The sequence below is a fragment of the Nocardia sp. CC213A genome (assembly GCF_030766805.1).
Classification (GTDB): Bacteria; Actinomycetota; Actinomycetes; order Mycobacteriales; family Mycobacteriaceae; genus Nocardia; species Nocardia otitidiscaviarum.
The window spans coordinates 43,573-66,565 of the sequence record NZ_JASFXA010000004.1; the positions used below are offsets into that span (position 1 = coordinate 43,573).

18 protein-coding genes and 1 tRNA gene are annotated in these 22,993 nt (G+C 69.5%); 8 read left to right on the plus strand and 11 right to left on the minus strand.

Annotation, left to right across the window (positions count from 1 at the left end; genetic code table 11):
* Together QJS31_RS08660 and QJS31_RS08665 are read right to left on the minus strand one after the other, a co-directional pair.
* Window positions 1-1,020, minus strand: coding sequence for an iron ABC transporter substrate-binding protein (locus QJS31_RS08660; RefSeq protein WP_282778910.1), 1,020 nt, complete (start codon window positions 1,018-1,020; stop codon window positions 1-3).
* Between the two features lie 143 nt (window positions 1,021-1,163).
* Window positions 1,164-1,234: transfer RNA gene (locus tag QJS31_RS08665), tRNA-Cys, on the minus strand.
* A 139-nt stretch (window positions 1,235-1,373) separates the two neighbouring features.
* On the opposite strand from QJS31_RS08665, the gene QJS31_RS08670 reads away from it, so the two are divergent.
* Window positions 1,374-1,916, plus strand: coding sequence for a MarR family winged helix-turn-helix transcriptional regulator (locus QJS31_RS08670; protein WP_029925780.1), 543 nt, complete (start codon window positions 1,374-1,376; stop codon window positions 1,914-1,916).
* Between the two features lie 75 nt (window positions 1,917-1,991).
* On the plus strand, window positions 1,992-3,041 hold the full coding sequence (locus tag QJS31_RS08675) for a hypothetical protein (protein WP_282778908.1): 1,050 nt from the start codon (window positions 1,992-1,994) through the stop codon (window positions 3,039-3,041).
* Window positions 3,042-3,202: 161 nt separating this feature from the next.
* Here QJS31_RS08675 and QJS31_RS08680 read toward each other — a convergent pair whose 3' ends face one another.
* The 5 genes from QJS31_RS08680 to QJS31_RS08700 are packed head-to-tail and all read right to left on the minus strand — an operon-like array spanning window position 3,203 to window position 8,652.
* A complete protein-coding gene (locus tag QJS31_RS08680) occupies window positions 3,203-3,979 on the minus strand; it encodes an enoyl-CoA hydratase (protein WP_039810630.1) in 777 nt (258 codons plus the stop codon).
* Window positions 3,972-4,874: a 3-hydroxyisobutyrate dehydrogenase gene (mmsB, locus tag QJS31_RS08685; protein WP_282778905.1), complete on the minus strand. Its 903-nt coding sequence runs from the start codon at window positions 4,872-4,874 to the stop codon at window positions 3,972-3,974. Before mmsB ends, QJS31_RS08680 begins: the two co-directional genes overlap by 8 nt.
* Window positions 4,871-5,965 carry an enoyl-CoA hydratase/isomerase family protein gene (locus QJS31_RS08690; protein WP_282778903.1) on the minus strand — a complete coding sequence of 365 codons (1,095 nt, stop codon included), beginning with the start codon at window positions 5,963-5,965 and terminating at the stop codon, window positions 4,871-4,873. Before QJS31_RS08690 ends, mmsB begins: the two co-directional genes overlap by 4 nt.
* Before the next feature lie 11 nt (window positions 5,966-5,976).
* A complete protein-coding gene (locus tag QJS31_RS08695; protein ID WP_282778902.1) occupies window positions 5,977-7,116 on the minus strand; it encodes an acyl-CoA dehydrogenase family protein in 1,140 nt (379 codons plus the stop codon).
* A 3-nt stretch (window positions 7,117-7,119) separates the two neighbouring features.
* Entirely contained in the window at window positions 7,120-8,652 is a 1,533-nt protein-coding gene (locus QJS31_RS08700; protein WP_306356394.1) for a CoA-acylating methylmalonate-semialdehyde dehydrogenase, read from the minus strand.
* 184 nt (window positions 8,653-8,836) lie between these two features.
* Here QJS31_RS08700 and icmF point away from each other — a divergent pair, with 184 nt between their 5' ends.
* Together icmF and QJS31_RS08710 are read left to right on the plus strand one after the other, a co-directional pair.
* Entirely contained in the window at window positions 8,837-12,079 is a 3,243-nt protein-coding gene (gene icmF, locus QJS31_RS08705) for a fused isobutyryl-CoA mutase/GTPase IcmF (protein WP_306356395.1), read from the plus strand.
* A gap of 82 nt (window positions 12,080-12,161) precedes the next feature.
* Complete coding sequence (locus tag QJS31_RS08710) at window positions 12,162-13,223, plus strand: amidohydrolase (protein WP_282778895.1); 1,062 nt, start codon at window positions 12,162-12,164, stop codon at window positions 13,221-13,223.
* Window positions 13,224-13,226: 3 nt separating this feature from the next.
* On the opposite strand, the gene QJS31_RS08715 is transcribed toward QJS31_RS08710, so the two are convergent.
* Window positions 13,227-14,180, minus strand: a complete 954-nt coding sequence (locus tag QJS31_RS08715; protein WP_282778894.1) for a DUF2157 domain-containing protein — start codon at window positions 14,178-14,180, stop codon at window positions 13,227-13,229.
* Between the two features lie 44 nt (window positions 14,181-14,224).
* A complete protein-coding gene (locus QJS31_RS08720) occupies window positions 14,225-14,878 on the minus strand; it encodes a TetR/AcrR family transcriptional regulator (protein WP_306356565.1) in 654 nt (217 codons plus the stop codon).
* A gap of 104 nt (window positions 14,879-14,982) precedes the next feature.
* On the opposite strand from QJS31_RS08720, the gene QJS31_RS08725 reads away from it, so the two are divergent.
* The 4 genes from QJS31_RS08725 to QJS31_RS08740 are packed head-to-tail and all read left to right on the plus strand — an operon-like array spanning window position 14,983 to window position 18,856.
* Window positions 14,983-15,822: an SDR family NAD(P)-dependent oxidoreductase gene (locus tag QJS31_RS08725; RefSeq protein ID WP_282778891.1), complete on the plus strand. Its 840-nt coding sequence runs from the start codon at window positions 14,983-14,985 to the stop codon at window positions 15,820-15,822.
* 12 nt (window positions 15,823-15,834) lie between these two features.
* Window positions 15,835-16,758 carry a ferritin-like domain-containing protein gene (locus QJS31_RS08730; protein ID WP_306356396.1) on the plus strand — a complete coding sequence of 308 codons (924 nt, stop codon included), beginning with the start codon at window positions 15,835-15,837 and terminating at the stop codon, window positions 16,756-16,758.
* Window positions 16,755-17,321, plus strand: a complete 567-nt coding sequence (locus tag QJS31_RS08735; protein WP_306356397.1) for a hypothetical protein — start codon at window positions 16,755-16,757, stop codon at window positions 17,319-17,321. The genes QJS31_RS08730 and QJS31_RS08735 overlap by 4 nt, the downstream gene beginning before the upstream one ends.
* On the plus strand, window positions 17,318-18,856 hold the full coding sequence (locus tag QJS31_RS08740) for an NAD(P)/FAD-dependent oxidoreductase (protein ID WP_306356398.1): 1,539 nt from the start codon (window positions 17,318-17,320) through the stop codon (window positions 18,854-18,856). The genes QJS31_RS08735 and QJS31_RS08740 overlap by 4 nt, the downstream gene beginning before the upstream one ends.
* Before the next feature lie 25 nt (window positions 18,857-18,881).
* Here QJS31_RS08740 and QJS31_RS08745 read toward each other — a convergent pair whose 3' ends face one another.
* The gene (locus QJS31_RS08745; protein ID WP_282779843.1) at window positions 18,882-19,646 is read right to left on the minus strand and encodes an SWIM zinc finger family protein; all 765 of its coding nucleotides are present in this window, start codon (window positions 19,644-19,646) and stop codon (window positions 18,882-18,884) included.
* Between the two features lie 70 nt (window positions 19,647-19,716).
* Window positions 19,717-22,965 (minus strand): DEAD/DEAH box helicase, encoded by a 3,249-nt coding sequence (locus QJS31_RS08750; protein ID WP_282779845.1) that lies wholly within the window; start codon window positions 22,963-22,965, stop codon window positions 19,717-19,719.
* Between the last annotated feature and the right edge of the window lie 28 nt (window positions 22,966-22,993).

Genomic DNA, 22,993 nt, shown 5'->3' on the forward strand with positions numbered 1-22,993 from the left:
TTAGAGCAGACCGGCCTCGGTCATCAGCTCGGTGACCTTCTTCGCATTCAGTCGGCTCGGATCGATCGCCGGGGCCTGGAGCGAATCCAGCGGCGGCAGTGCGGGATTGGCGGCCACATCGCTGGCGACCGGGTAATTCAGGGAGGTGCCGTCGCGCAGCACCTCCTGGCCGGCGCGGGAGACGATGAATCGGATGAAGCGCTGCGCCTGCTCCTGCTTGTCGCTCGACTTCAGCACGCCACCCCCGGAAATGGAGACGAACGCGCCCGGATCCTGGTTCTTGAAGTAGTGCAGCGCGGTATTGCCGCTGTTCTCCTTGGTCTTGGCCTGGTCGCGGTACCAGTAGTAGTGGTAGATGACGCCGCCGTCGAACTGCCCGGCATTGACGCCCTTCATGGTGACCACATTGTTCTGCGACGGAATCGCGTTCTCCTTCATGCCCCGCAGCCAGGCGCGGGTGGCGTCCTCACCCTTCAGCTCCAGCAGGGCGGCCACGATGGCCTGGAAGTCCGCGCCGGATACGCCCGCGCTCCAGCGGCCCTTCCACTGCGGCTGCTGGAGGTCCAGCAGGGAGGCGGGCAGCTGGTCGGCGGCCAACTTGCCGGTGTCGTAGACGAAGACGGTGGCGCGGGCGGCGACACCGGTCCACGTACCGGTGGAGGGCCGGTAGGACGCGGGTACGGCGTCGAGGGTCTCGGCGTCCAGGTCGGCGAACAGCCCGGCGCTCTCGACCAGGGCCATGGCCGGGGAATTCTCGGTGAGGAAGACATCCGCGGGTGAGGCCGCGCCCTCGGCGACGAGCTGATTGCCCAGGTCGGTGTCACCGCCCTGGCGCAGGGTCACCTTGATGCCGGTCTCCGCGGTGAACGCCTCGGCCCACTCCTTGGTGAGCGATTCGTGCTGGGCGTTGTAGACCAGAATCTCGTTGTCGTCCTCGGACGAGTTCGAGCAACCCGTGGCCGCGAGCAGCGTGAGGGCCGCGAGAGCACCGGATAGCAGTTTCCATCGGCCTGCCGTCATGACTGTCCTTTCCCGCCTCTGACCTGAGGTTTGGCTAACCAACCTAGCGTCTCACGGGGGCGGGGGAACCGGCACCCCCGACCGAACGGCGAGTCCGGACAGCGTCGCGGCCCCCCGCGGTACACCGCAGGGGGCCGGATTCGAGCGAGCGGCGGGATTCGAACCCGCGTGAACGGCTTTGCAGGCCGGTACCTAACCACTCGGTCACACCCGCATCGCCGTCGATACTCCCCCATCGGCCCGAGCTCCGCGAGGGTTGGAATCGCGCTGATCGCAATGCGACCCGTCGCCCTCCGACACCCGGTGCCGTCGGCCGGTCCACTGAAAACGGACGCTCGTGCGATGATCGGTGCATGTCTCGGCCACGTCCCCTGCCGCTCGATCCCATCGAGGAGGCACATCGCCAGTGGACCGAGCACGGATGGGGTGACGTCGCGGATGGTATGGCGGCGGTGACGTCGCTGGTGCGGGCACAGCAGATCGTCATGGCCCGGGTGGACGAGGCGCTGAAACCCTCGGGGCTGACCTTCTCCCGCTACGAACTGCTCATGCTGCTGAGTTTCAGCAAGACGGGTGCGCTGCCCATGGCGGTGGCCAGCGCCCGGCTCCAGGTGCATCCGACGTCGGTGACCAATACCGTCGACCGGCTGGAAGCGGCCCACCTGGTGAAACGGGTGCCGCACCCCAGCGATCGGCGGGCGACCCTGATCGAGATCACCGATGCCGGAAGGCAACTGGTGGCCGAGGCGACTGCCGCGCTGAACCGGGAGGTGTTCTCCCGACCGGGCCTGTCACCGGAACGTTTGCGGCAACTGCTGGAGTTGCTGGCAGAATTCCGACGCGCCGCCGGAGACTTCGATGCGGGCGACACGCCGACGCGATGGGCCAGCCGGTAACCCTCCAGCATCCGGATAGCCACTTTCCTGCGCCATTGTCTTGGAATCGGGCCGCAAAAGGTTCACCATTGAGCCATGGTGCTGGTCCTCGGGGTATCGGCGGGCGCTTCGGGCGCGCGGGCGATGCTGACCCATTCCGACCAGCCGCATCTGCCCCCGATCGACCGCGTGCACGTGCCGCGCCGGGGGGGCGGTGCGCTGGAGGAGGCGGTTTTCGAGGCGATCCGCCTGATGCGCCAGTCGGCCACGCGCCGCGACGAGTTCATCACCGGCATCGCCGCCACCTGCCGCAGCGCCACGGCGGCGGAGGCGGTGCGCGCCGCGGCCGGGCGCAATCGCCTCACCGTGATCGACGAACCGGTCGCCCAACTGCGGTATCTGCGGTTCACCGGCCGACTACCCGCCGAGGGCTCGGTGCTGCTCTACGACCTGGGCGCGTCCGGGCTGACGGTGACGCAGATCGACTGCCGCGCCGATGCCATCCTGGCGAGCAAGCGCAGCACGGTGCTGGGCGGTGACGGGCACGACGCGCTGCTGCGCTGGCTGCTGGCCCGCAACGGGGTAGGGGTGGATCTGCCCTCCAGCCGCCGCTACAAGGAGGCACTGGACACCGAGCGGGTGGTGACGGTGTGCGACCCCATCTCCGGACATCGGGCGGTGATCACCCGCAGTGATTTCGCCGACCTGGCGGAGGCCGGGATCCACCATTCGGCGTCGTTCGTCCGGCAGATGATCGCCGAGACCGGGGTGCACCCCACCGCCATCGCCCTGCTCGGCGGGTGTACCCGGACGCTGAGCATTCGCGACGAACTTCAGCAGCAGCTGGACATACCGCTCATCTACGACCCGGAGCCGGAGTTCGTCTCCGCTCGCGGCGCGGTCCTGCTCGCCGCCGAACGCCCCTCCGCCCGCCGGGTGCGCAGTGTCCGGTTCGCCCCGATGGCCGCCGCCATGCGCGGTACCGAGGAGCCGGTCTCCCGACGCAAACTGCTCGCCGCCGTCGCGGTCACCGCCACCCTGGGCGGCACCATCGCGGGCGTGCTCATGATGGATCGCAGCCATCAGGAAGGCGGCACCCCGGCCAGCCCGGTCGAGGTGATCGGACCGCCGAAACCCGGCGGCTGAGCGCACCGTCCCGGAGCCGTCGGAGGCCGCACCGGATACGACGACCGGCCCCGCATCCGATCCGGTGACCGCGCCGTGAGTTCTCCGCCCGCCGAATACGCCTGTGTCCCGCCGTGATTCACGGCGGGACACAGGTTGTCGAGTCGAGCCGGGGCGCTCCGCTACTTGTGCGAGAAGTTCGCGGCGCGCTTCTCGACGAAGGCCGCCATCCCCTCCTTCTGATCCTCGGTGGCGAACAGCGAGTGGAAGACCCGACGCTCGAAGCGCAGCCCCTCGCCGAGGGTGGTCTCGAAGGAGCGGTCCACGGCCTCCTTGGCGATCATGACCGACGGCAACGACATCGAGGCGATGGTCGCGGCCACCTCGAGGGCGGTGGAGACCAGGTCGGCGGCGGGGACGATGCGCGAGACCAGACCCGCCCGCTCGGCCTCCTCGGCATCCATGTTCCGGCCGGTGAGGATGAGGTCCATGGCCTTGGCCTTGCCCACGGCGCGGGTGAGGCGCTGCGAGCCGCCCATGCCGGGGATGACGCCGAGCTTGATCTCCGGCTGTCCGAATTTGGCGGTGTCGGCGGCGATCAGCAGGTCGCACATCATGGCCAGCTCACAGCCGCCGCCGAGGGCGTAACCCGCGACCGCCGCGATGATCGGCTTGCGGAAGGCGGTGAGCCGATCCCAGCCCGCGAAGTGGTCGGCGAGGAACATGTCCATATAGGACTTGCTCTGCATCTCCTTGATGTCCGCGCCCGCCGCGAAGGCCCGCTCCGAACCGGTGAGCACGACCGCGCCGATCTCGTCATCGTGCTCGAGCTCGTCGAGGGCGGCGGAGATATCGGCGAGGACCTGCGAATTCAGCGCATTGAGGGCCTTCGGCCGGTTGAGCGTGATCAGCGCGACGCGCCCCTTGCGCTCCAGCAGAATGGTCTCGAATTCAGGCACGCGTGTCAGCTCCTCCGGATCGCTTGCGGATGTCGGTCACGATAGCCGAGAAGTCCTTGCCCGCTTCGTCCTGGTTGAAGCGGTCGTAGATGGCGGCGGCGAGCAGGCCGATCTGTCCGTCGACGCCATTGGCCGTTAGCGCGTTGGCCGCCAGACCCAGATCCTTGTTCATCAGCGCCGTGGCGAATCCGGGCCGGTAGTCGTTGTTGGCCGGGCTGGTCGGCACCGGGCCGGGCACCGGACAGTACGAGGTGAGCGCCCACGACTGTCCCGACGCCGTGGACACCACGTCGAAGAACTTCTCGTGCGTGAGGCCCAGCTTCTCACCGAGCACGATGGCCTCGGACAGCCCGATCATGGAGATGCCCAGCAGCATGTTGTTGCAGATCTTGGCCGCCTGGCCGACGCCCGCCCCGCCGCAGTGCACCACCTTGCCACCCATGACCTCCAGCAGCGGCAGCCCGTCGGCGAAATCGGCCGCCTCACCGCCCACCATGAAGGTGAGCGTGCCCGCCGCCGCACCCGCGACGCCGCCGGAGACCGGGGCGTCGAGCGCCCGATGCCCCGCCGCCACGGCCTGCTTCGAGGCGGTCTTGGCGTCGGCGACATCGATGGTCGAGCAGTCGATGAACAGCGTGCCCGGCTTGGCGGCGGACAGCACCTCGTCGTACACATCCAGCACGACGCGGCCATTGGGCAGCATGGTGATGACGCAATCGGCCTCGGCGGCAGCCTGTTTCGCGGTGTCGACCACCCGCGCGCCGTCGGTGCGCGCCTGCTCCTGTGCGGCGGGCACCGGATCGTAGGCCAGTACCTCGTATCCGGCCCGCACCAGATTCGCGGCCATCGGGCCACCCATGTGGCCCAGTCCGAGGAATGCGACGGTCGTGCTCATTTGCCCTCCGGTGCGGTCAATCCCAGTTCCTTGTCGCCCAATTCGGCGAAATACGTGTCCACCTCGGCCGCGCTGACATCGGCGAGGGTGGCCGGGTTCCACCGCGGGTTGCGGTCCTTGTCCACGACCTGCGCGCGGATACCCTCCACCAGGTCGTGTGTGCTCAGCGAGGCCACCGACACCCGGTACTCCTGGTTCAGCACCTCCTCGAGGTGCGTCGCGGCGCGCGCATTGCGCAGCGAGCGCAGCGTGACCTTCAGCGCCACCGGCGATTTGGTCAGCACGTCCGCGGCGGCCTTGGCGGCCTCGGGGGTGTCATGGGTGCGCAGCCGCGCCACGATCTCCTCCACCGAGTCGGCGCTGTAGCAGGCGTCGATCCAGTCGCGCTGCGCCATCAGTTCGGATTCCGGTGCGGCCTGCGCGAACTTGGCGATGGCGGTATCGGCGTCGTTGTCGCGCAGCGCTTCCAGCAGTGCCGGAAGCTGCTCGGCGGGCACGAAGTAGTCGGCGAAGCCCGCCGCGATGGCATCACCGGCACTCATCCGCGCGGTGGTGAGGGCGACGTGGGTGCCGATCTCGCCGGGCGCGTGCGACAGCAGGTAGGTGCCGCCCACGTCGGGGATGAAGCCGATGCCGGTCTCCGGCATGCCGATCTTGGATCGTTCGGTCACGATGCGGTGGCTGGCGTGCCCGGACAGGCCGACGCCGCCGCCCATGACGATGCCGTCCATGACGGCGACGTACGGCTTCGGGTAGCGGCCGATGAGCGCGTTGAGCAGGTACTCGTCACGCCAGAACCGGCCGCTCGGCGAGTCGGCGGCGGCCGTATCGCCCTGCGCCACCGCGTTCTTGGCGTCAGTGTGGATGGCGACGATATCGCCGCCCGCGCACAGTCCGCGCTCGCCCGCGCCGGTGAGCACGACGGTGCGCACCTCGTCGTCGGCGGCCCACTCACGCAGCGCGTCCAGAATGGCCAGCGCCATCGGATGATTCAGCGCGTTGATGGCCTTGGGCCGGTTGAGCGTGATCAGGCCGAGCCCGTCGCGCCGCTCGATCAGGACTTCCGGTTCGGCCGTATTGGTTCCTCGCACGCTGTTTCCTTTCACGCCGCCCCCACCACCGAGCGGGCGACGACCACCCGCATGATTTCGTTCGTACCTTCGAGAATCTGGTGCACCCGCAGATCGCGGACGATCTTCTCGACCCCGTACTCGGCCAGATAGCCGTAGCCGCCGTGCAATTGCAGCGCCTTGTTGGCCACCTCGAACCCGGCGTCGGTGGTGAACCGCTTCGCCATGGCGCACAGTTCCACCTTGTCGGGTGCGTCGGCGTCCAGCGCCGCCGCGGCCCGCCACAGCAGCGTGCGCGACGCCTCCAGCGCGGTCCGCATATCGGCGAGTTCGAATTGCAGTGCGGCATTGTCCAACAGCCGCGCCCCGAACGCCTTGCGCTGCGCCAGATAGGCCACGGTCTTGTCCATCGCCGCCTGCGCGCCGCCGAGCGAGCAGGCGGCGATGTTCAGCCGCCCGCCGTTGAGCCCGTTCATGGCGATCCGGAAGCCGCTGCCCTCGCCGCCGAGCAGGTTCGCGGCGGGCACCCGGGCATTGTCCAGAATGACCTGCCGGGTGGGCTGGGCGTTCCAGCCCATCTTCTTCTCGTTCGCGCCGAAGGACAGCCCGGGGGTGTCGGCGGGCACGATGAAGGCCGAGATCCCGCGTGCCCCTTCGGGTCCGGTGCGGGCCATGAGTACGTACACATCGGTGCTGCCCGCCCCGGAGATGAACTGCTTGACGCCGGTGAGCAGATAGTCGTCGCCGTCGCGCACGGCCTTGGTACTCAGGGCCGCCGCGTCGGAGCCGACGCCGGGTTCGGTGAGGGCGTAGCTGGCCAGCGAGTCCATCGACGTCAGCCCCGGCAGCCAGCGGTGGCGCTGGGCGTCGGTGCCGACGCTGTCGATCATCCAGGCCGCCATATTGTGGATGGAGATGTAGGCGGCCACGGCCGGGCAGCCGGTGGCGAGCTGTTCGAAGATGCGCACGGCGTCCAGCCGCCGCAGCTGCGAACCGCCCACATCCTCGCGGACGTAGATGCCGCCCAGGCCGAGCGACCCGGCCTTGCGCAGCACGTCGACCGGGAAGTGTTTGCGCTCATCCCATTCCAGCGCGTTGGGGGCCAGGAGCTCGTCGGCAAAGGATCGGGCGGTCGCGGTGATCGCCTGCTCGTCGTCGTCGAGTAGGAACATGGGTCAGTCCATGGTCGGGATGACGAAGGCGTTGGCCGCGGAGCTCGCGGAGCGGCCGGAGGATGCCGCCTCCTTCTCCCCGGACGGCCAGCGCTGCGTCACCGTCTTGGTCTTGGTGTAGAAGCGGATCGAATCCGGGCCGTGCTGGTTGAGATCGCCGAAGCCGGAACGCTTCCAGCCGCCGAAGGTGTGGTACGCGATCGGCACCGGGATCGGCACGTTGATGCCGACCATGCCGACCTGCACGCGCGCGGCGAAGTCGCGGGCGGTATCCCCGTCGCGGGTGAAGATGGCCACGCCATTGCCGTATTCGTGCTCGTTGGGCAGGCGCAGCGCCTCTTCGTAATCCTTGGCGCGCACGATCGAGAGCACGGGTCCGAAGATCTCCTCCCGGTAGATCCGCATCTCCGGGGTGACCCGGTCGAACAGCGAGGCACCGGCGAAGAAGCCGTCCTCCGCGCCCTCGACCACCAGGCCGCGGCCGTCGATGACGAGTTCCGCGCCCTCGTCCACGCCGATCTGCACGTAATTGTTCACCCGGTCCACGCCGTCGCGGCCGACCAGCGGGCCGAAGTCCGCGCCCGGATCGTCGGAGCGGCCCACATTGAGCTTGTTGACGCGCTCGATCAGCTTCTCGCGCAGGCGATCCGCGGTCTCCTCACCGACCGGCACGGCGACCGAGATGGCCATGCAGCGCTCACCCGCGGAGCCGTAGCCCGCGCCGATGAGCTGATCGGCCACATCGTCGAGGTCGGCGTCCGGCATGACGATGGCGTGGTTCTTGGCCCCGCCGAAGCACTGGGCGCGCTTGCCGTTGGCGGTGGCGGTCTCGTAGATGTACTGCGCGATCGGGGTGGAGCCCACGAACCCGACGGCGGAGATCCGCTCGTCGTGCAGCAGCGCGTCCACCGCCTCCTTGTCACCGTTGACCACGTTGAACACCCCGGCCGGGAGCCCGGCCTCGACGAAGAGTTCGGCCAGCCGCAGCGGCACCGAGGGGTCCCGCTCGGAGGGCTTGAGCACGAAGGCGTTGCCGCACGCCAGCGCCGGTCCGGCCTTCCACAGCGGGATCATGGCCGGGAAGTTGAACGGGGTGATGCCCGCGACCACGCCGAGCGGCTGGCGCATGGAGTACACGTCGATGCCGGTGCCGGCGCTCTCGGTGTATTCGCCCTTGAGCAGATGCGGGATGCCGGTGGCGAATTCGATCACCTCGAGGCCGCGCTGGATGTCGCCCTTGGCGTCGGCGATGGTCTTGCCGTGTTCGGAGGACAGCAGCGCGGCGAGGGAGTCCATCTCGTCCTGCACCAGCGTCAGGAACCGCATGAGCACGCGGGCCCGCTTCTGCGGGTTGAACGCGGCCCACTCCCGCTGCGCCTCGGCGGCGTTCGCGATGACGGCTTCCACCTCGGCCGTGGTGGCGAGGGGCACCCTGGCCTGCACTTGACCGGTGCTCGGGTCGTACACGTCCCCGAATGTGCCGGAGGTGCCGGGGACGTGCCGCCCGCCGATGAAGTGGGTGAGTTCGCGAACCATGCCAGTCCTGTTCGTCGTCGCCGTAGTTGTACGTGGCGATCCTATAGTTGGACATCCAAGTATTGGCTGTGGGATGAATCACACGATCATTCGCACGGCCCTGGCAATGTGCGACGCATCACTCTAGAGTTGATTTGACGTCCTACTATCTGGACACCAATGGAATCTGCCCGCGGAGGATGCGATGGCCGACCTGCATGTCCCGGTCCACCCGGTGCGGTTCGTGACCGCGGCGGCACTGTTCGACGGCCACGACGCGGCTATCAACATCATGCGCAGAATCCTGCAATCGCAGGGCGCGGAGGTGGTTCACCTCGGACACAACCGCGCCGTCAGCGAGGTCGTGGACGCGGTGCTCACCGAGGACGCGCAGGGCGTGGCCATCAGTTCGTACCAGGGCGGGCACGTCGAGTACTTCGAATACCTGGCCGCCGCGCTGCGCGAGGCCGGAGCCGACCACGTGCGCGTCTTCGGCGGGGGCGGCGGGGTGATCATCCCCGAGGAGATCGCGCGATTGGCGGCCTCCGGGGTGACCATCTTCTCGCCCGAGGACGGGCAGCGGCTCGGGCTGCCGGGAATGATCAACAAGCTCATCGAGACCTGCGATGTGGACCTGGCGCGGTCGCCGGTGCCGGTGGAGCGGGTACTCGCCGGGGAGCGGGCCGCACTGGCGCGGGCGCTCACCTGCTTGCAGCAGGACGCCCTGCCGGAGGCCGACCGGGCCGCCCTGCGCGCCGCGGCGGCCGATCGGCGGGTGCCGGTACTCGGCATCACCGGCACCGGCGGCTCCGGAAAGTCCTCGCTCACCGACGAATTGATTCGCCGTCTGCGCAGCGATCAGCAGGACAAGCTGCGGGTGGCGGTGCTGGCGGTGGACCCGACCCGGCGGCGCGGCGGCGGCGCGTTGCTCGGCGACCGCATTCGGATGAACTCGCTCGACGCCGACCACATCTACTTCCGTTCGCTGGCCACGCGCGGGGAACGGGAACTGCCCACCAATATCGACGACATGCTCATCGCCTGCAAGGCAGCGGGTTACGACCTGGTCGTGCTGGAGACGCCGGGTATCGGCCAGGGGGACGCGGAGATCGCCGAGCACGTCGACGTGTCGCTGTATGTGATGACCCCGGAATTCGGCGCGGCCTCCCAGCTCGAGAAGATCGACATGCTCGATTTCGCGGATGTGGTGGCCATCAACAAGTTCGAGCGCCGCGGGGCCGCCGACGCGCTGCGCGACGTCTCGCGGCAACTGCTGCGCAATCGGGAGGAGTTCCATGCCGCACCGGAGGACATGCCGGTATTCGGCACCAGCGCGGCCACGTTCAACGATGACGGGGTCACCGCGCTCTATCAGCATCTGAGCGGGCTGCTCGCCGAGCGGGGGCTGCCGTTGGAGCCGGGAGTGCTGCCCCGCGTGGACATTCGCGCCTCCACCCGCTTCGCCCAGATCATTCCGCCCGCCCGGGTGCGGTATCTGGCGGAGATCGCCGAGAGCGTCCGGAACTACCACGCCGAGACGGTCCGGCAGGCCGATGCGGCGCGGCGGGTGCAGCGGCTCGAGTCGGTGCTCGGGGAGCTGGCCGAAGCCGGGAGTTCGGGCGACGCGACACCCGCGGCGGCCGAGGCGGTCGGTGCGCTGCTGGAGCGGGCCCGCGCCACCCTCACGCCGGAGAATGCCGCGCTGCTGGCCGAATGGCCCACCGTGGCCGAATCGTACCGGGGCGACGAGCAGGTCGTCCGGGTGCGCGACCGGGAGATCCGGACCGTGCTCACCCGGGAGACGCTGTCGGGCAACAAGGTTCCCCGGGTGGCGCTGCCCCGCTACACCGATCACGGTGAGCTGCTGCGTTTCCTGCGTTCGGAGCATGTGCCGGGGCGCTTCCCCTTCACCGCGGGCGTCTTCCTGTTCAAACGGGACGGGGAGGATCCGGCGCGTATGTTCGCCGGTGAGGGCGACGCCTTCCGCACCAATCGACGGTTCAAGGTGCTCTCGGAACATTCCGAGGCCAAACGGCTGTCGACGGCCTTCGACTCGGTGACGCTGTACGGCCACGATCCGGCCGAGCGGCCCGACGTGTACGGCAAGGTCGGCACCTCGGGCGTCTCCATCGCGACGCTGGACGATATGAAGGCGCTCTACGACGGATTCGACCTGGACGCGCCGACCACCTCGGTCTCCATGACCATCAACGGTCCCGCGCCGACCATTCTCGCCTACTTCCTCAATACCGCCATCGACCAGGCGCTGGCACAGTTCTCGGCCGCCGAGGGCCGCGAGCCCACCGCCGACGAGGCGACGCGGTTGCGCGCCGAGACACTGGCCACCGTGCGCGGCACCGTGCAGGCCGACATCCTCAAGGAGGATCAGGGCCAGAACACCTGCATATTCTCCACCGAATTCAGCCTGCGCATGATGGCGGACATCCAGGAATGGTTCGTGCGCAACGGGGTTCGCAACTTCTACTCCGTCTCCATCTCCGGCTATCACATCGCCGAGGCGGGCGCGAACCCCATCAGCCAGCTCGCTTTCACCCTCGCCAATGGATTCACCTACGTGGAAGCGTATTTGGCGCGCGGTATGCACATCGACGACTTCGCGCCGAATCTGTCGTTCTTCTTCTCCAATGGCATGGACGCCGAGTATTCGGTGATCGGCCGAGTGGCGCGGCGCATCTGGGCGATCGCCATGCGAGACCGGTACGGGGCCAACGAACGCTCACAGAAGCTCAAGTACCACGTCCAGACCTCCGGGCGATCGCTACACGCACAGGAGATGAGCTTCAACGACATTCGCACCACCCTGCAGGCGCTCATCGCCGTCTACGACAACTGCAACAGCCTGCACACCAATGCCTACGACGAGGCCGTCACCACCCCCACCGAGGAGTCGGTGCGGCGCGCCCTGGCGATCCAGCTGATCATCAACCGGGAATGGGGACTCGCCATGAACGAGAACCCGCTCCAGGGCAGCTTCATCATCGACGAGCTCACCGACCTCGTGGAGGAGGCGGTGCTGCTGGAGTTCGAGCGGATCAGCGAGCGCGGCGGCGTGCTGGGCGCGATGGAGACCGGCTACCAACGCGGCCGCATCCAGGACGAATCCATGCTCTACGAGCGGCGCAAACACGACGGCAGCCTGCCCATCATCGGCGTCAACACCTTCCGCAATCCGCGGCCGGACGAGCACCGGGTGCTCGAACTGGCGCGCGGCACCGAGGAGGAGAAGCAGTCGCAGCTGCGGCGGGTCGGCGAATTCACCCGGCTCCACCGCGACGAGGCGCATGCCGCGCTGGCACGACTGGAAGCGGCGGCGCGCGGTGACGACAATGTCTTCGAGGTATTGATGGACGCCGCGCGGGTGTGCACGCTGCAACAGATCACCGACACCTTCTTCACCGTGGGGGGCCAGTACCGCCGCAACGTCTGATTCGCCTGCCCGACCGTCTGGGAAATGGGACAATCCGCATCGAAGCGACCAGTACGGAAGGGACACCATGGACCTGACTGGAATGACTGTCGTCGATGCGCACATCCACCAGTGGGATCCGCTGACCACACCGCGCGAGTTCAGCGGATTGGCGAAACTCTTTCGCTACCTGCCGATTCCCATCGACGTAGCCGCCAGACTGGCCCCCAGACGCGACCGGGAATTCGTCGCCGACCCCGAACCGTTCGTCCACCCGTACCTTCCCGCCGACTATCGCGACGACGCCGGGGACGTCCCCGTCGAGGCGATCGTCCACGTCGAGGCCGAATGGTCGGGCAGGGGCGGGCTGGCCCAGGCCGACGAGACCCGCTGGGTGGCCAGCCTGCCCTTCGGCGTCGACACCCCCGCGCTCGGCGCGATCGTCGGCGGGGGCGACCCCACCGCGGCCACCTTCGCCGAGCTGCTCGATGCCCACCAGTCGGCCTCGCCGCTGTTCCGGGGCATTCGCACCCGCGTCGAACACCATCCCGACCGCGGTATCCGCGGGCACCGCAAACCGCCGGGCGTGCTCACCAGCGCCGCCTTCCTCGACGGGTTCGCGGTGCTGGCCGAGCGCAAGCTCTCCTTCGAGGCGTGGGTCTACTCCCAGCAGCTGCCGGAGGTCACCGCGCTGGCCCGGCGCTATCCCGACGCCACCATCGTGCTCAATCACCTGGGCACGCCCGCGGGCGTTTTCGGGCCGGTGGGCCGCGACACCGGGAAGGACCCCGGGCGCCGTCGCGAGCTGTTCCTGCGCTGGCGCGACGATCTCGCGGCGCTGGCCACCCATCCGAATGTGGTGGCCAAGATCAGCGGTCTGGGCATGCCCATCCTCGGGCATCCGGTACCCGCCCGGGGCGAGTCGACGCCGGTGGCCGTCCTCCAGGAGCGCCTGTCCCCCATGCTGCACCACGCGCTGGACGTCTTCGGGGCGGACCGGCTGCTGTGGGGCTCCAACTTCCCCGTGGACAGACCGATCACCTCGATCGGCACTGCCGCCGAGGCCATCGCCACCGCACTCACCGAGCACGGGGCCGATGCCGCCGCACTCGACATGATCTTCCGCACCAATGCCCAGCGCGTCTACCGCATCGACGTGCTCTGAAGCTCAGGAGCGCTTGCGCGTCAACGCCATCGCACCCGCACCGAGCAGCAGTGCGCCGAGCACCAGCACGGTGACCGCGGTCGCCGCCGCCTGCCCGGTCCAATCCCATACGGCCTGAGTCGTTCCGACGGCGACCGCGAGAACGCCGCCGATCACCAGCACCGGCGTGCGCTCGGTCGCGTAGACGCCGAAGCAGACGACGGCCACCAACAGAGCGAGCGGGTACGACCAGCGTTCGTGGACGAATCCCGCCACCTGCGCGCCGATGAGCGCGGTGGCGATGGCGATCACATAGGCCACCCAGTTCGGGGCCGCGACGCCGAATCGACCGGCCGCGAACCAGATTCCGCCCAGGGCCACCAGCGCCACCCCCGTCCCCACGCTGTCGGTGCCGACGAACTCGCCGCACACCCCGGCGACCGCCGACGCCGCGAACACCCCGCAGGCGAGCAGCCCCACCACCGACGGCAGCGCGGCGTAACCCGCCAGTCCGACGGTCAGTGCGGCGAGCATCGCCCACACCCAGGTGGTGTCGTCACCGCCGTCGTCGAGGGCGAGGCCGACCAGCGCGGCCACGCACAGCGCGGTCAGTACGAACAGCACGGCCGCCAGACGCGCCGCGACCGTGCGGTCACCGTCGTCGCGGACGAACAGCGCCGCCGGGCCACCGGCCAGCAGCACGCCGCCCACCGCCAGTCCGATCGACACCACCGCCAGCACGAGCAGCTGGCCGAGCCGGTTCAGATCGTCCCAGGAGGAGTCCAGCAGCAGCAGGATGCCGCCGAGCAGCAGGCCCGCGCCCACGTAGGCCGCGATCTCGGCGACGAGGCGCGGCCACGGCACCGGGGCGGCGCGCTCCTCGGCGAGCGCGGTCGCCACCGCCGTCCGCTGCTCGGCGGTCAGCACGCCGTCGTCGACCAGCCGGTCCAGCGCGGTCCCCACCCATCGTCGCGTCATGCGCCCAGTATGGGCGTACCGAGCGGTATTGCCCGGGAATTCGCCTACTCCCGATCGGCGTCGATGGCCGCGGGATCGAGGTACTGCGTTCCGAGCAGGGTGGCGACCCGGCTGGCATGGTCGATGACCCGCTCCGCATCCGCCTCGACGGCCCCGGTGCGCCAGGCGGAGAGCAGTTCGTTGAAACCGCCGATGCCCATGAGAACGCTCATGCGGAAATCGGATTCGTCCACACCGGTCCGCAGATACGGGCGGGCGGTGGCGATGAGCAGATCGGTGGAATCGCTGAGCGTGGCCCGGCGGCGCTCCTCGAGGACCCGGCTGCCCGCGTGGTTGTCGAAGAGGATGCGGGCATGCCCGTGGGTTTGCAGATCGACGGCGCGGGTGACGGCCAGGCGCAGGATCTCCAGCGGCGTCCGGTCCAGGTGTTCGGCCACGACCGCGGACAGTTCGCCGAAGACCTCGAAGCACACCTCGTCCCACACCGCGCCCAGCAGTTCGTCGCGGTCGGCGAAATGCTCGTAGAAGTAGCGGTCGTTGAGGGCGGCGCGGGTGCACACGCCGCGCATGGTGACCGCGGCCCAACCGTGCTCGAGCCAGATCGCCAATCCGGCCTCGATGAGCTTGCGGCGGCGCTGCGCGCGGCGTTCCTCCGGGGTTCGGCCACCCCAGGTTCGGGCCGGTGCGCGCACGTTCATCATTGACAAATTACCCCATCGAGCGCCTAATTGGTGGCAGGCGCGGCCAATGGTGGCAGGCGACACCAGTTGGGTGGTCGCGTCGCACGGCTTCGGGAGTTCCCATGCGACTCAACCCCTTCGGCGGATCCCGCCGCACCAGGTACGCGGACGCGGTGGTCACCGGCGCGGGCAGCGGCATCGGCCGCGCGCTGGCCGTCGAGCTGGGCCGCCGCGGCGGACGCGTGGTCTGCGCCGATATCGACACCGACACCGCCCGCGACACCGTCGAACTCGTACACGAGGCCGGCGGCAAGGGCTTCGAGGTGTACTGCGATGTGGGCAGCGCCGACCAGGTGGCCGCCCTCGCCGACACCGCCGAACAGTGGTTCGGCAATCCCACCGATCTGGTCTGCAACAACGCCGGAATCGGCGCGGGTGGCACACCGGTCGGCGAGGCCCCGCTCTCCGAATGGCACCGGGTGCTCGACGTGAACCTGTGGGGCGTCATCCACGGCTGTCACGTCTTCGCGCCCCGCATGCGCGCGGCCGGCCACGGGGCGATTCTGAACACCGCCTCCGCGGCCGCCTTCGGCTCCGCGCCGCGCATGGCCGCCTACAACGTGAGCAAGGCGGGCGTGCTGGCGCTCTCCGAAACCCTCGCCGCGGAACTGGTCGGCACCGGGGTGACCGTCACGGCACTGTGCCCCACGGCGGTTCGCACCCACATCCTCGACAATGCCGCCATCGACGACCCGTCCACCGCGCGACTCGGCGATCTGCTGCTGCGCTGGACCGGACGACCGCCCGCGAACATCGCCCGCGAAACCCTCGACGCCGTCGACCGCGGCCAGCTGTACGTGGTGCCGCAGGTCGAAGCCAAGCTCATCTGGCAGTCCAAGCGGCTGCTGCCCGTTCCGTACACCCGCGCCGCCGGACTCATCGAAAGGCTGGCGCGCCGATAAGGGAGCCGAACAATGGCGTTCGCCTATCCGGACATGCTGGAAACCATTCGAGACCGCCAATGGGCCCTGGCCGATATCGACTGGGACGCACCGGGAGCCGACCTCGTCACCGCCGAACAGCGACCGACGCTGGCCGCGTTCATGGCCGACCTGGTGTGGATCGAACACGTGGGCGCGCGCGGTTTCGCGGCCCTCACGCGTAAGGCGCCGCCCGGGCCGCTGCGCGAGATCTACCGCTACTTCCACGCCGAGAAGCAGAAGCACGCCAATGCGGAACTCGCGCTCATGCGGCGCTGGGGGATGCTCGACGCGGACGCCATGCCGGTGCCCAACAAGAACATCCGACTCGTCATCGAATGGGTGGACCGCTACTCCGACGACCTGTCCCTGCCGGTGCTCGCCACCGTCATCCCCTCGCTGGAATGCGCACTGGACGGTGCGCTGGTCAAGTTCCTGCTCGACGAGGTCCGGGACCCGCTGTGCCACACCGTGTTCCGGCACATCAACAGCGACGAGTCGCGGCACCTCGCCGTCGGATTCCAGGTCCTGGAACAGCTCGGCGCGGGCCCGCTGCGCCGTATCGCCATCGAGACGGCCGGATACACGCTGCGCCCCACCCTGCTGCTCGGCGCGCTGGTGTACACCCCGCTGCTGTCGCGCATGTCGGCCAACATCATGGCCATGGGGCTCGACGAGGAGAAACTCTGGAATGCCGTACGGCGCTACGAGAAAGCCGGGGAACGCAGCCCGAGCATCAAACGGGTGCCGCTCTATCACGTGGTGCGGCTGCACGGGCGCGCCACCATCAACCGGCTGCAACCGCTACAGGCGGTGAACGACGGGCTCGGCCGGGTCATCGACCGATTCCCGGTGCGGGTGCTGGGCCGGGAGCCGTCCTGGTCCAAGGAGCTGACCTACGAGCCGGTGACGGAATGAACGCGGCGGCCGCACGGGTGGACGCGTTCTCCGACTGGGGCGCGCGGGGCGACGGGGTGCGCCCGCCGCGCGGCGCGGACTCCTTCACCGGACCGCAGCTGCACTGCGACCGCTGGACGGACCAGCTGCCGCTGGCCGGGCAGCGGGTCGCGGTGATCGGCAGCGCGGCGGCGATCGCGCGGGTGCTGCCCCGGGTGGCGGAGCGCGCGCGGAAGGTCACCGTCTTCCAACATGATCCGGTGTGGGTGCTGCCGCGCCCGCCGCTGCCGCACCTCACCGCGGCGGCCACCACGGCGGCGCGACTGCTGCCCTTCGGACTCGCCCGCCGGGCCGCCGCCGCGAACCTGCGCCTCCAGGTGCCGGATTCGTGGACCCGCCGCCAGCTCACCCCGGAATCACCCGCCCCGGTCACCTGGCACAGCCACTACTACCGGGCCCTGCACCGCCCCCATGTCCGGCTCATCACCTGGCCGATCGCCCGGCTCGCACCGCGCGGCATCCGCACCGTGGACGGCATCGAGCATCGGGTGGACTGCGTCATCTACGCCGAGGAGACCTCATGAACGCCAGCGTCGTCGACCACGAGATCGTCATCATCGGTGCCGGATTCTCCGGCATCGGCGTCGCGATCATGCTGCGCAAGCACCGCTTCGACGACTTCCTGATCGTCGACGAGGCCGACGGGGTGGGCGGCACCTGGCACTGGAATACCTACCCCGGTATCGCCGTGGACATTCCGTCGTTCAGCTACCAGTACTCGTTCGAACAGCAGCGCGGCTGGTCCCGGATCTACGCGCCCGGTCGGGAACTGAAGGCGTACGCCGAACACTGCGTCGGCAAGTACGGGCTGCGACCGCGAATCCGATTCGGCACCACCATCGCCCGCGCCGACTACGACGACGACCTGCACCTGTGGCGCTTGCGCACCGCCGCGGACGAGGAGATCACGGCACGCTACGTGGTCGGGGCCACCGGCGTGCTCACCCGGCCCAAACTGCCCGATATCCCGGGGGTGGAACGGTATTCCGGGATCGTCATGCACACCGCGCGCTGGGATCACGGGCAGGATCTGCGCGGTAAACGCGTGGGCATCATCGGCACCGGGGCATCGGCGGTACAGATCATTCCGGAGATCGCCCCCGATGTGGCCCATCTGACCGTCTTCCAGCGCACGCCCATCTGGTGTCTGCCGCGACCGGACCGGGAGCTGCCCGGGGCGGTCCGCCTGCTCATGCGGCTGCCCGGGGGTCAGCTGCTCACCCGGCTCGCCAGTCAGACCTTCGTCGAACTGACCTTCCCGCTCAGCGCGCATTACTACGGTCTGCTGCCCATCGCCAAGGTGGGCGAGCGGGTCGGACTGGCCCACCTGCGCGATCAGGTACACGATCCCGAGGTGCGCGACAAGCTGACACCGCGCTACGCCCTCGGCTGCAAACGGCCCGGATTCTCCAACGACTACCTCGCCACCTTCAACCGATCGAACGTGCGGTTGGAGACCGATCCGATCGCCGAGGTCACCGAGACCGGACTGCGCACCGCCGACGGGAATCACCACCCGGTCGACGTGCTGATCATGGCGACCGGCTTCAAGGTCATGGAGTCGGGGAATATGCCGACCTTCGACCTGCACGGCAGCGGCGGCGCGCGGCTGGAGGACTGGTGGGACGACAATCGGCTGCAAGCCTACGAGGGCGTGAGCGTGCCCGGATTCCCGAACTTCTTCTCCATCATCGGGCCGTACGGGTACAACGGGTCGTCGTACTTCGCGCTCATCGAAATGCAGACCCGGCACATCCTGCGACTGCTGCGCAACGCGCGCGAGCGGCGGGCGACCCGGGTGGAGATCACGCCGGAGGCCAATGCGCGATTCTTCCGCGAGATGCTGAATCGCCGTGGCACCCAGGTGTTCTGGCAGGACAGCTGCGCACTGGCCAACAGCTACTACTTCGACAAGAACGGCGATGTGCCGCTCAAGCCGATGAGCACGGTGGAAGCGGCGTGGCGAGCCGGTCACTTCGATCTGGGCGACTACCGGTTCGACCGGCTCGCCGAGAACGCCGAACCGGAACGGCGGTCGCGGCGGGTCGCCGTGCGGTGAATAGGCGGCATCGCCGCGCGCGGCGTCAGCGCAGGGCGCGATAGAGCGCGCGGAGGTGACGCAGGCCCGTCTCCGCTGTGGGCTCGTCCTCCGCCGTCATCCGCAGGGCTCGGCGTAGTAGGGCCGGGTCGAGATCTTCGGGGGCCGGGTGGAAGTCGGGGCGCGGGAGCGCGGGGAGCGCGGACTCCTCGCCGTAGATATCCACCTGCTCCGGCGGGTTCGAATCACGCTGCACCGCGCCGATCAAGGTCTCCAGATCCACGCCGCGCAGGGTCAGCAGATCCTTCGGATGGTCGTCCAACCGCTCCGCCAGGATGTAGCAGACGGCGGCCACGTGTTTGCACGGCCACCCCGAGTCCGGACAGGAGCAGGCGAAGTCCAGTTCGCTGACGGTGGTCGGGAGGAGGAGCGAACCCAGTGCGGAAGGCAGTGTGCCCGAAGCGATCTCGGCAAGCATACCGGGCGTCTGCCGTACGGCGGCGACGAGCTCGTCCAGACGGTCGTCGCGCAGCTGACGCATGGTGAGGACGGCGGTGAACGGGCGCGGCTGACTGCCCTGCACCTCGGCGTGCACCGCGCCGGGCTCCAGGTGATAACTGACGACCTGCCCGGCGCGGGCATAGGTGCGGCCGCGGGTCAGCCGACCGCGATCGGCGACCTGCTCGACGGCCTCCAGGAAGGCGCGGCCCCAACGGGTCGTGGCGAAACCGCCGCGCTGGCTGCGGGATTCGACGCCGCCGCGCACCGGGCGGCGCTTGCCGAAGGTGCTGTAGTCGACGCGGTCGCTCACGCTGTGTCCTTTCGGGCGTGAGCGGCGCGCTGCGTGGTTACGCCGCGCCGCCGTCTCCGCGCTTGTCCGCTCACTCCCCCACCGCCTCGGAGCCGAGCGCGAACAGGTCGCGCAGTTCATCGTCGCTGAGCTCGGTGATCCAGTTCTCGCCCACGCCCACCGTGAGATCGGCGAGTTGGCGCTTGCCGGACAGCATGTCGTCGATCCGCTCCTCGATGGTGTCCACGCACACCAGCTTGCGGACCTGCACGTCGCGGCGCTGGCCGATGCGGAAGGCGCGGTCGGTGGCCTGGTTCTCCACCGCCGGATTCCACCAGCGGTCCAGGTGCACCACATGATTGGCGGCGGTGAGATTCAGTCCGGTGCCGCCCGCCTTGAGCGAGAGCAGCATGAGCGGCGGGCCGCCGGACTCCTGGAAACGGGTGACCATGGCGTCGCGACGCTGCTTCGGGACGCCGCCGTGCAGGAAGGGGACCTCCACGCCGAAGCGTTCGGTGAGGAAGGGGGCCACCAGTTCACCGAACTCGCGGAACTGGGTGAACAGCAGGGCGCGTTCACCGTCGGCGAGGACGGCCTCGAGCACGTCCTCGACCAGGGCCAGCTTCCCGGAGCGGTGCCGGCCGCGGCGCAGCACGCCGGAACCGTCGCCGAGGAAGTGCGCGGGATGGTTGCACACCTGCTTGAGCCGGGTCAGCGCGGCCAGCACCGCGCCCTTGCGGCCCATATCCTCCTTGGTCTTGGCGGCCTTCAGCTTCTGCGTCATATCGTCGAGCACGGCCTGGTAGAGGGCGGCCTGCTCGACGGTGAGGTTGGCCCGCACCGTCATCTCGATCTTCTCGGGGAGATCGGAGATCACCGCCGGATCGGTCTTGACCCGGCGCAGCACGAACGGGGAGGTGATGGCGCGCAGGCGGGCCACCGCGTTCTCGTCACGCTCGCGCTCGATGGGCACCGCGAAGCGGGCGTGGAAATCCGAGGGTTTGCCCAGCAGTTTCGGATTGGCGAAATCCAGAATGGAACGCAGTTCCTCCAGCCGGTTCTCCACCGGGGTTCCGGTGAGCGCCAGGCGATGCCGCGCCGGTATCGCGCGGGCGGCGCGCGCCTGCCGGGTCGCCGCGTTCTTGATGTGCTGCGCCTCGTCCAGCACCACCCGCTGCCACCCCTGCCGCTTCAACTCCTCCACATCGCGGGCCAGCAGCGCGTAGGTGGTGACGACCAGGTCCGAATCCGCCACGGCCGCATCGAATTCTGGTCCACTGCGCCGACCCGCACCGTGATGCACCAGCACCCGCAGCCCCGGCGCGAACCGCTCCGCCTCCCGCTGCCAGTTGCCGACCACGGACATGGGGCACACCAGCAGGGTGGGGGCGGGACCCGCGCCGAGGGCCGGGCTCGTCGCGGTGGTGACGGGCGCGGGATCACCGGCCGCCAGACCCGGCTCGGCACGCGGGGCCACCCGGTGCACGGGTTTCGGCCGGGCAGAAGAGGTTTCGCGTTCGTGCAGCAGCAGCGCCAGCACCTGGATGGTCTTGCCGAGGCCCATATCGTCGGCTAGGACAGCGCCGCAGCCGAGGCGGGACATGGTGGCGAGCCAGGTGAGCCCGCGCTGCTGGTACGGGCGCAGTTCGGCTTTCAGCCCGGCGGGCGGGTCGATCGGTTCGGTCGGATGGTCGGCGTCGAAAAGCTCTGCCGCCCAACCGGTCGCGGTAACGGAAGCCAGCGGGACGCGGGTCACCGGGTTGGCGGCGAGTTCGGCGAACAGGCCGCCGACGGTGGTGGGCGTGTCGTCGGCGCGACCCGAGACGTACTCCGCGGCGGCGGCCAGGACGCGGTGGTCGGCCTGCACCCACTGCCCGCGCAGCTGCACCAGATCCGACTTGGCCGCGATGACGCGCGCCATCTCGGCGGGCGTCAGCACAGTGTCGCCGAGCGCGAGTTCCCACCGGTAGGACACCAAACCCTGGAGCCCGACCGCTGTTTCGGTCGCGGCGGGGCTCTGCACCCGCAGCCGCAGGCTCGGCGTGGTGATCTTCCAGGCGCGCGGCAGCAGCAGCCGCACCCCGGCCGATTGCAGCGCCTGCGCCCCGTGCGCCACCAGATCCATCACGACCTCGGTCGGCAGCAGCAGATCCATACTGTGCGGGTCGCCGGGCAGATCGCGCAGCCGCGGATACGCCTGCTTGGCGGCGGCCAGCTTCTCCCCCGCCACCCGCACCGCCTGGGGGTCGCCCGGCAGCAGCACCGGCTGCGGAGCCTCCCCCTCGGTGTGCAGGCACACCTCCAGCCGCCACAGCACATCCGCCGCCTCGGCCTCCGCGTCGGGCGGTTCCAGCAGTCGCAGCACCAGCTCGGGTTCGTCGGCGGTCAGACTCGTCCGCCAGTCCTCCAGCACCGACGCCAGCCGATACGACCCGACCTCCAGCGGCCCGTCTCCCACCAGCGCGGCGAGCAGCGGATGGGGGCCCACCCGGGTGGCGTGCACCGGACGGTCGTCCGGCCCGAGGTAGCCCTCCTCGGCCGCCAGGCTGTCCCGCAATGCCGCGGTCAACGCTTCCGGATCGTCGGCCGCCGAGCCTGCGTTTCGCAGTGCCTCGGCCCGCCGAGCGCGACTCACGCGCGATCCGGCCCCCACCGCACGGGAGGTGTTCCGATCCGATTCACCGCCCGTGGGCGTGGCGGCGGCTCCGGCGGTGCGGACCGATCCGCCGATCACCGCGGTGCCGGTGGTCCCCACCGAGGGACGGATCGCATTACTCGGCGTGTCGGCCGAATCCCCGCCGGCCAGCCGCGATGGCGCCGCTGCCGCCAGTCGCAGCCGGGTTATCGGGTCGGCGAGTTCGCCGGTGAAGTCCTCCAGCAGCGCGGACGGCCGCCCCACGGTGCGCAGCGCGGCGGGCATGGCGACCGCCAGTTCCGCCAGCCATGCGCGCTGCCGCTGGCCGCCCAGCAGCCGCCAGCGCACCCACCAGTCGCCGTCGTCGCGGCGCACCTCGGGCACGACCCGACCGGCTCCCACCCAGCGGTCGATACCGCGTGCCACATGCGCGAGAAACCGTAGATCCCCCGCCACCCGCCGCGGTGGCAACTCCTGCAACAGCACCGGCGCCGCCGTCTCGGGAGCCAAGGCGTGCCCGCGCACCGTGACCAATTCCGGCCCGCCCGCACCCGGCACCAGCACCTCGGCCCGATGCCGGAACCGCGCCGTCCGCACGATCGACCCCAACGGATCCGGTAGTTCGCCCACGACCGCCCCGGCATCGGCGCCCGGCGGATGCCACAGCACCAGCCCGGACCCCGGTGACCACAGTCCGTGCAGCATCCGCCCATCAAATCAGCCGGGTCCGACA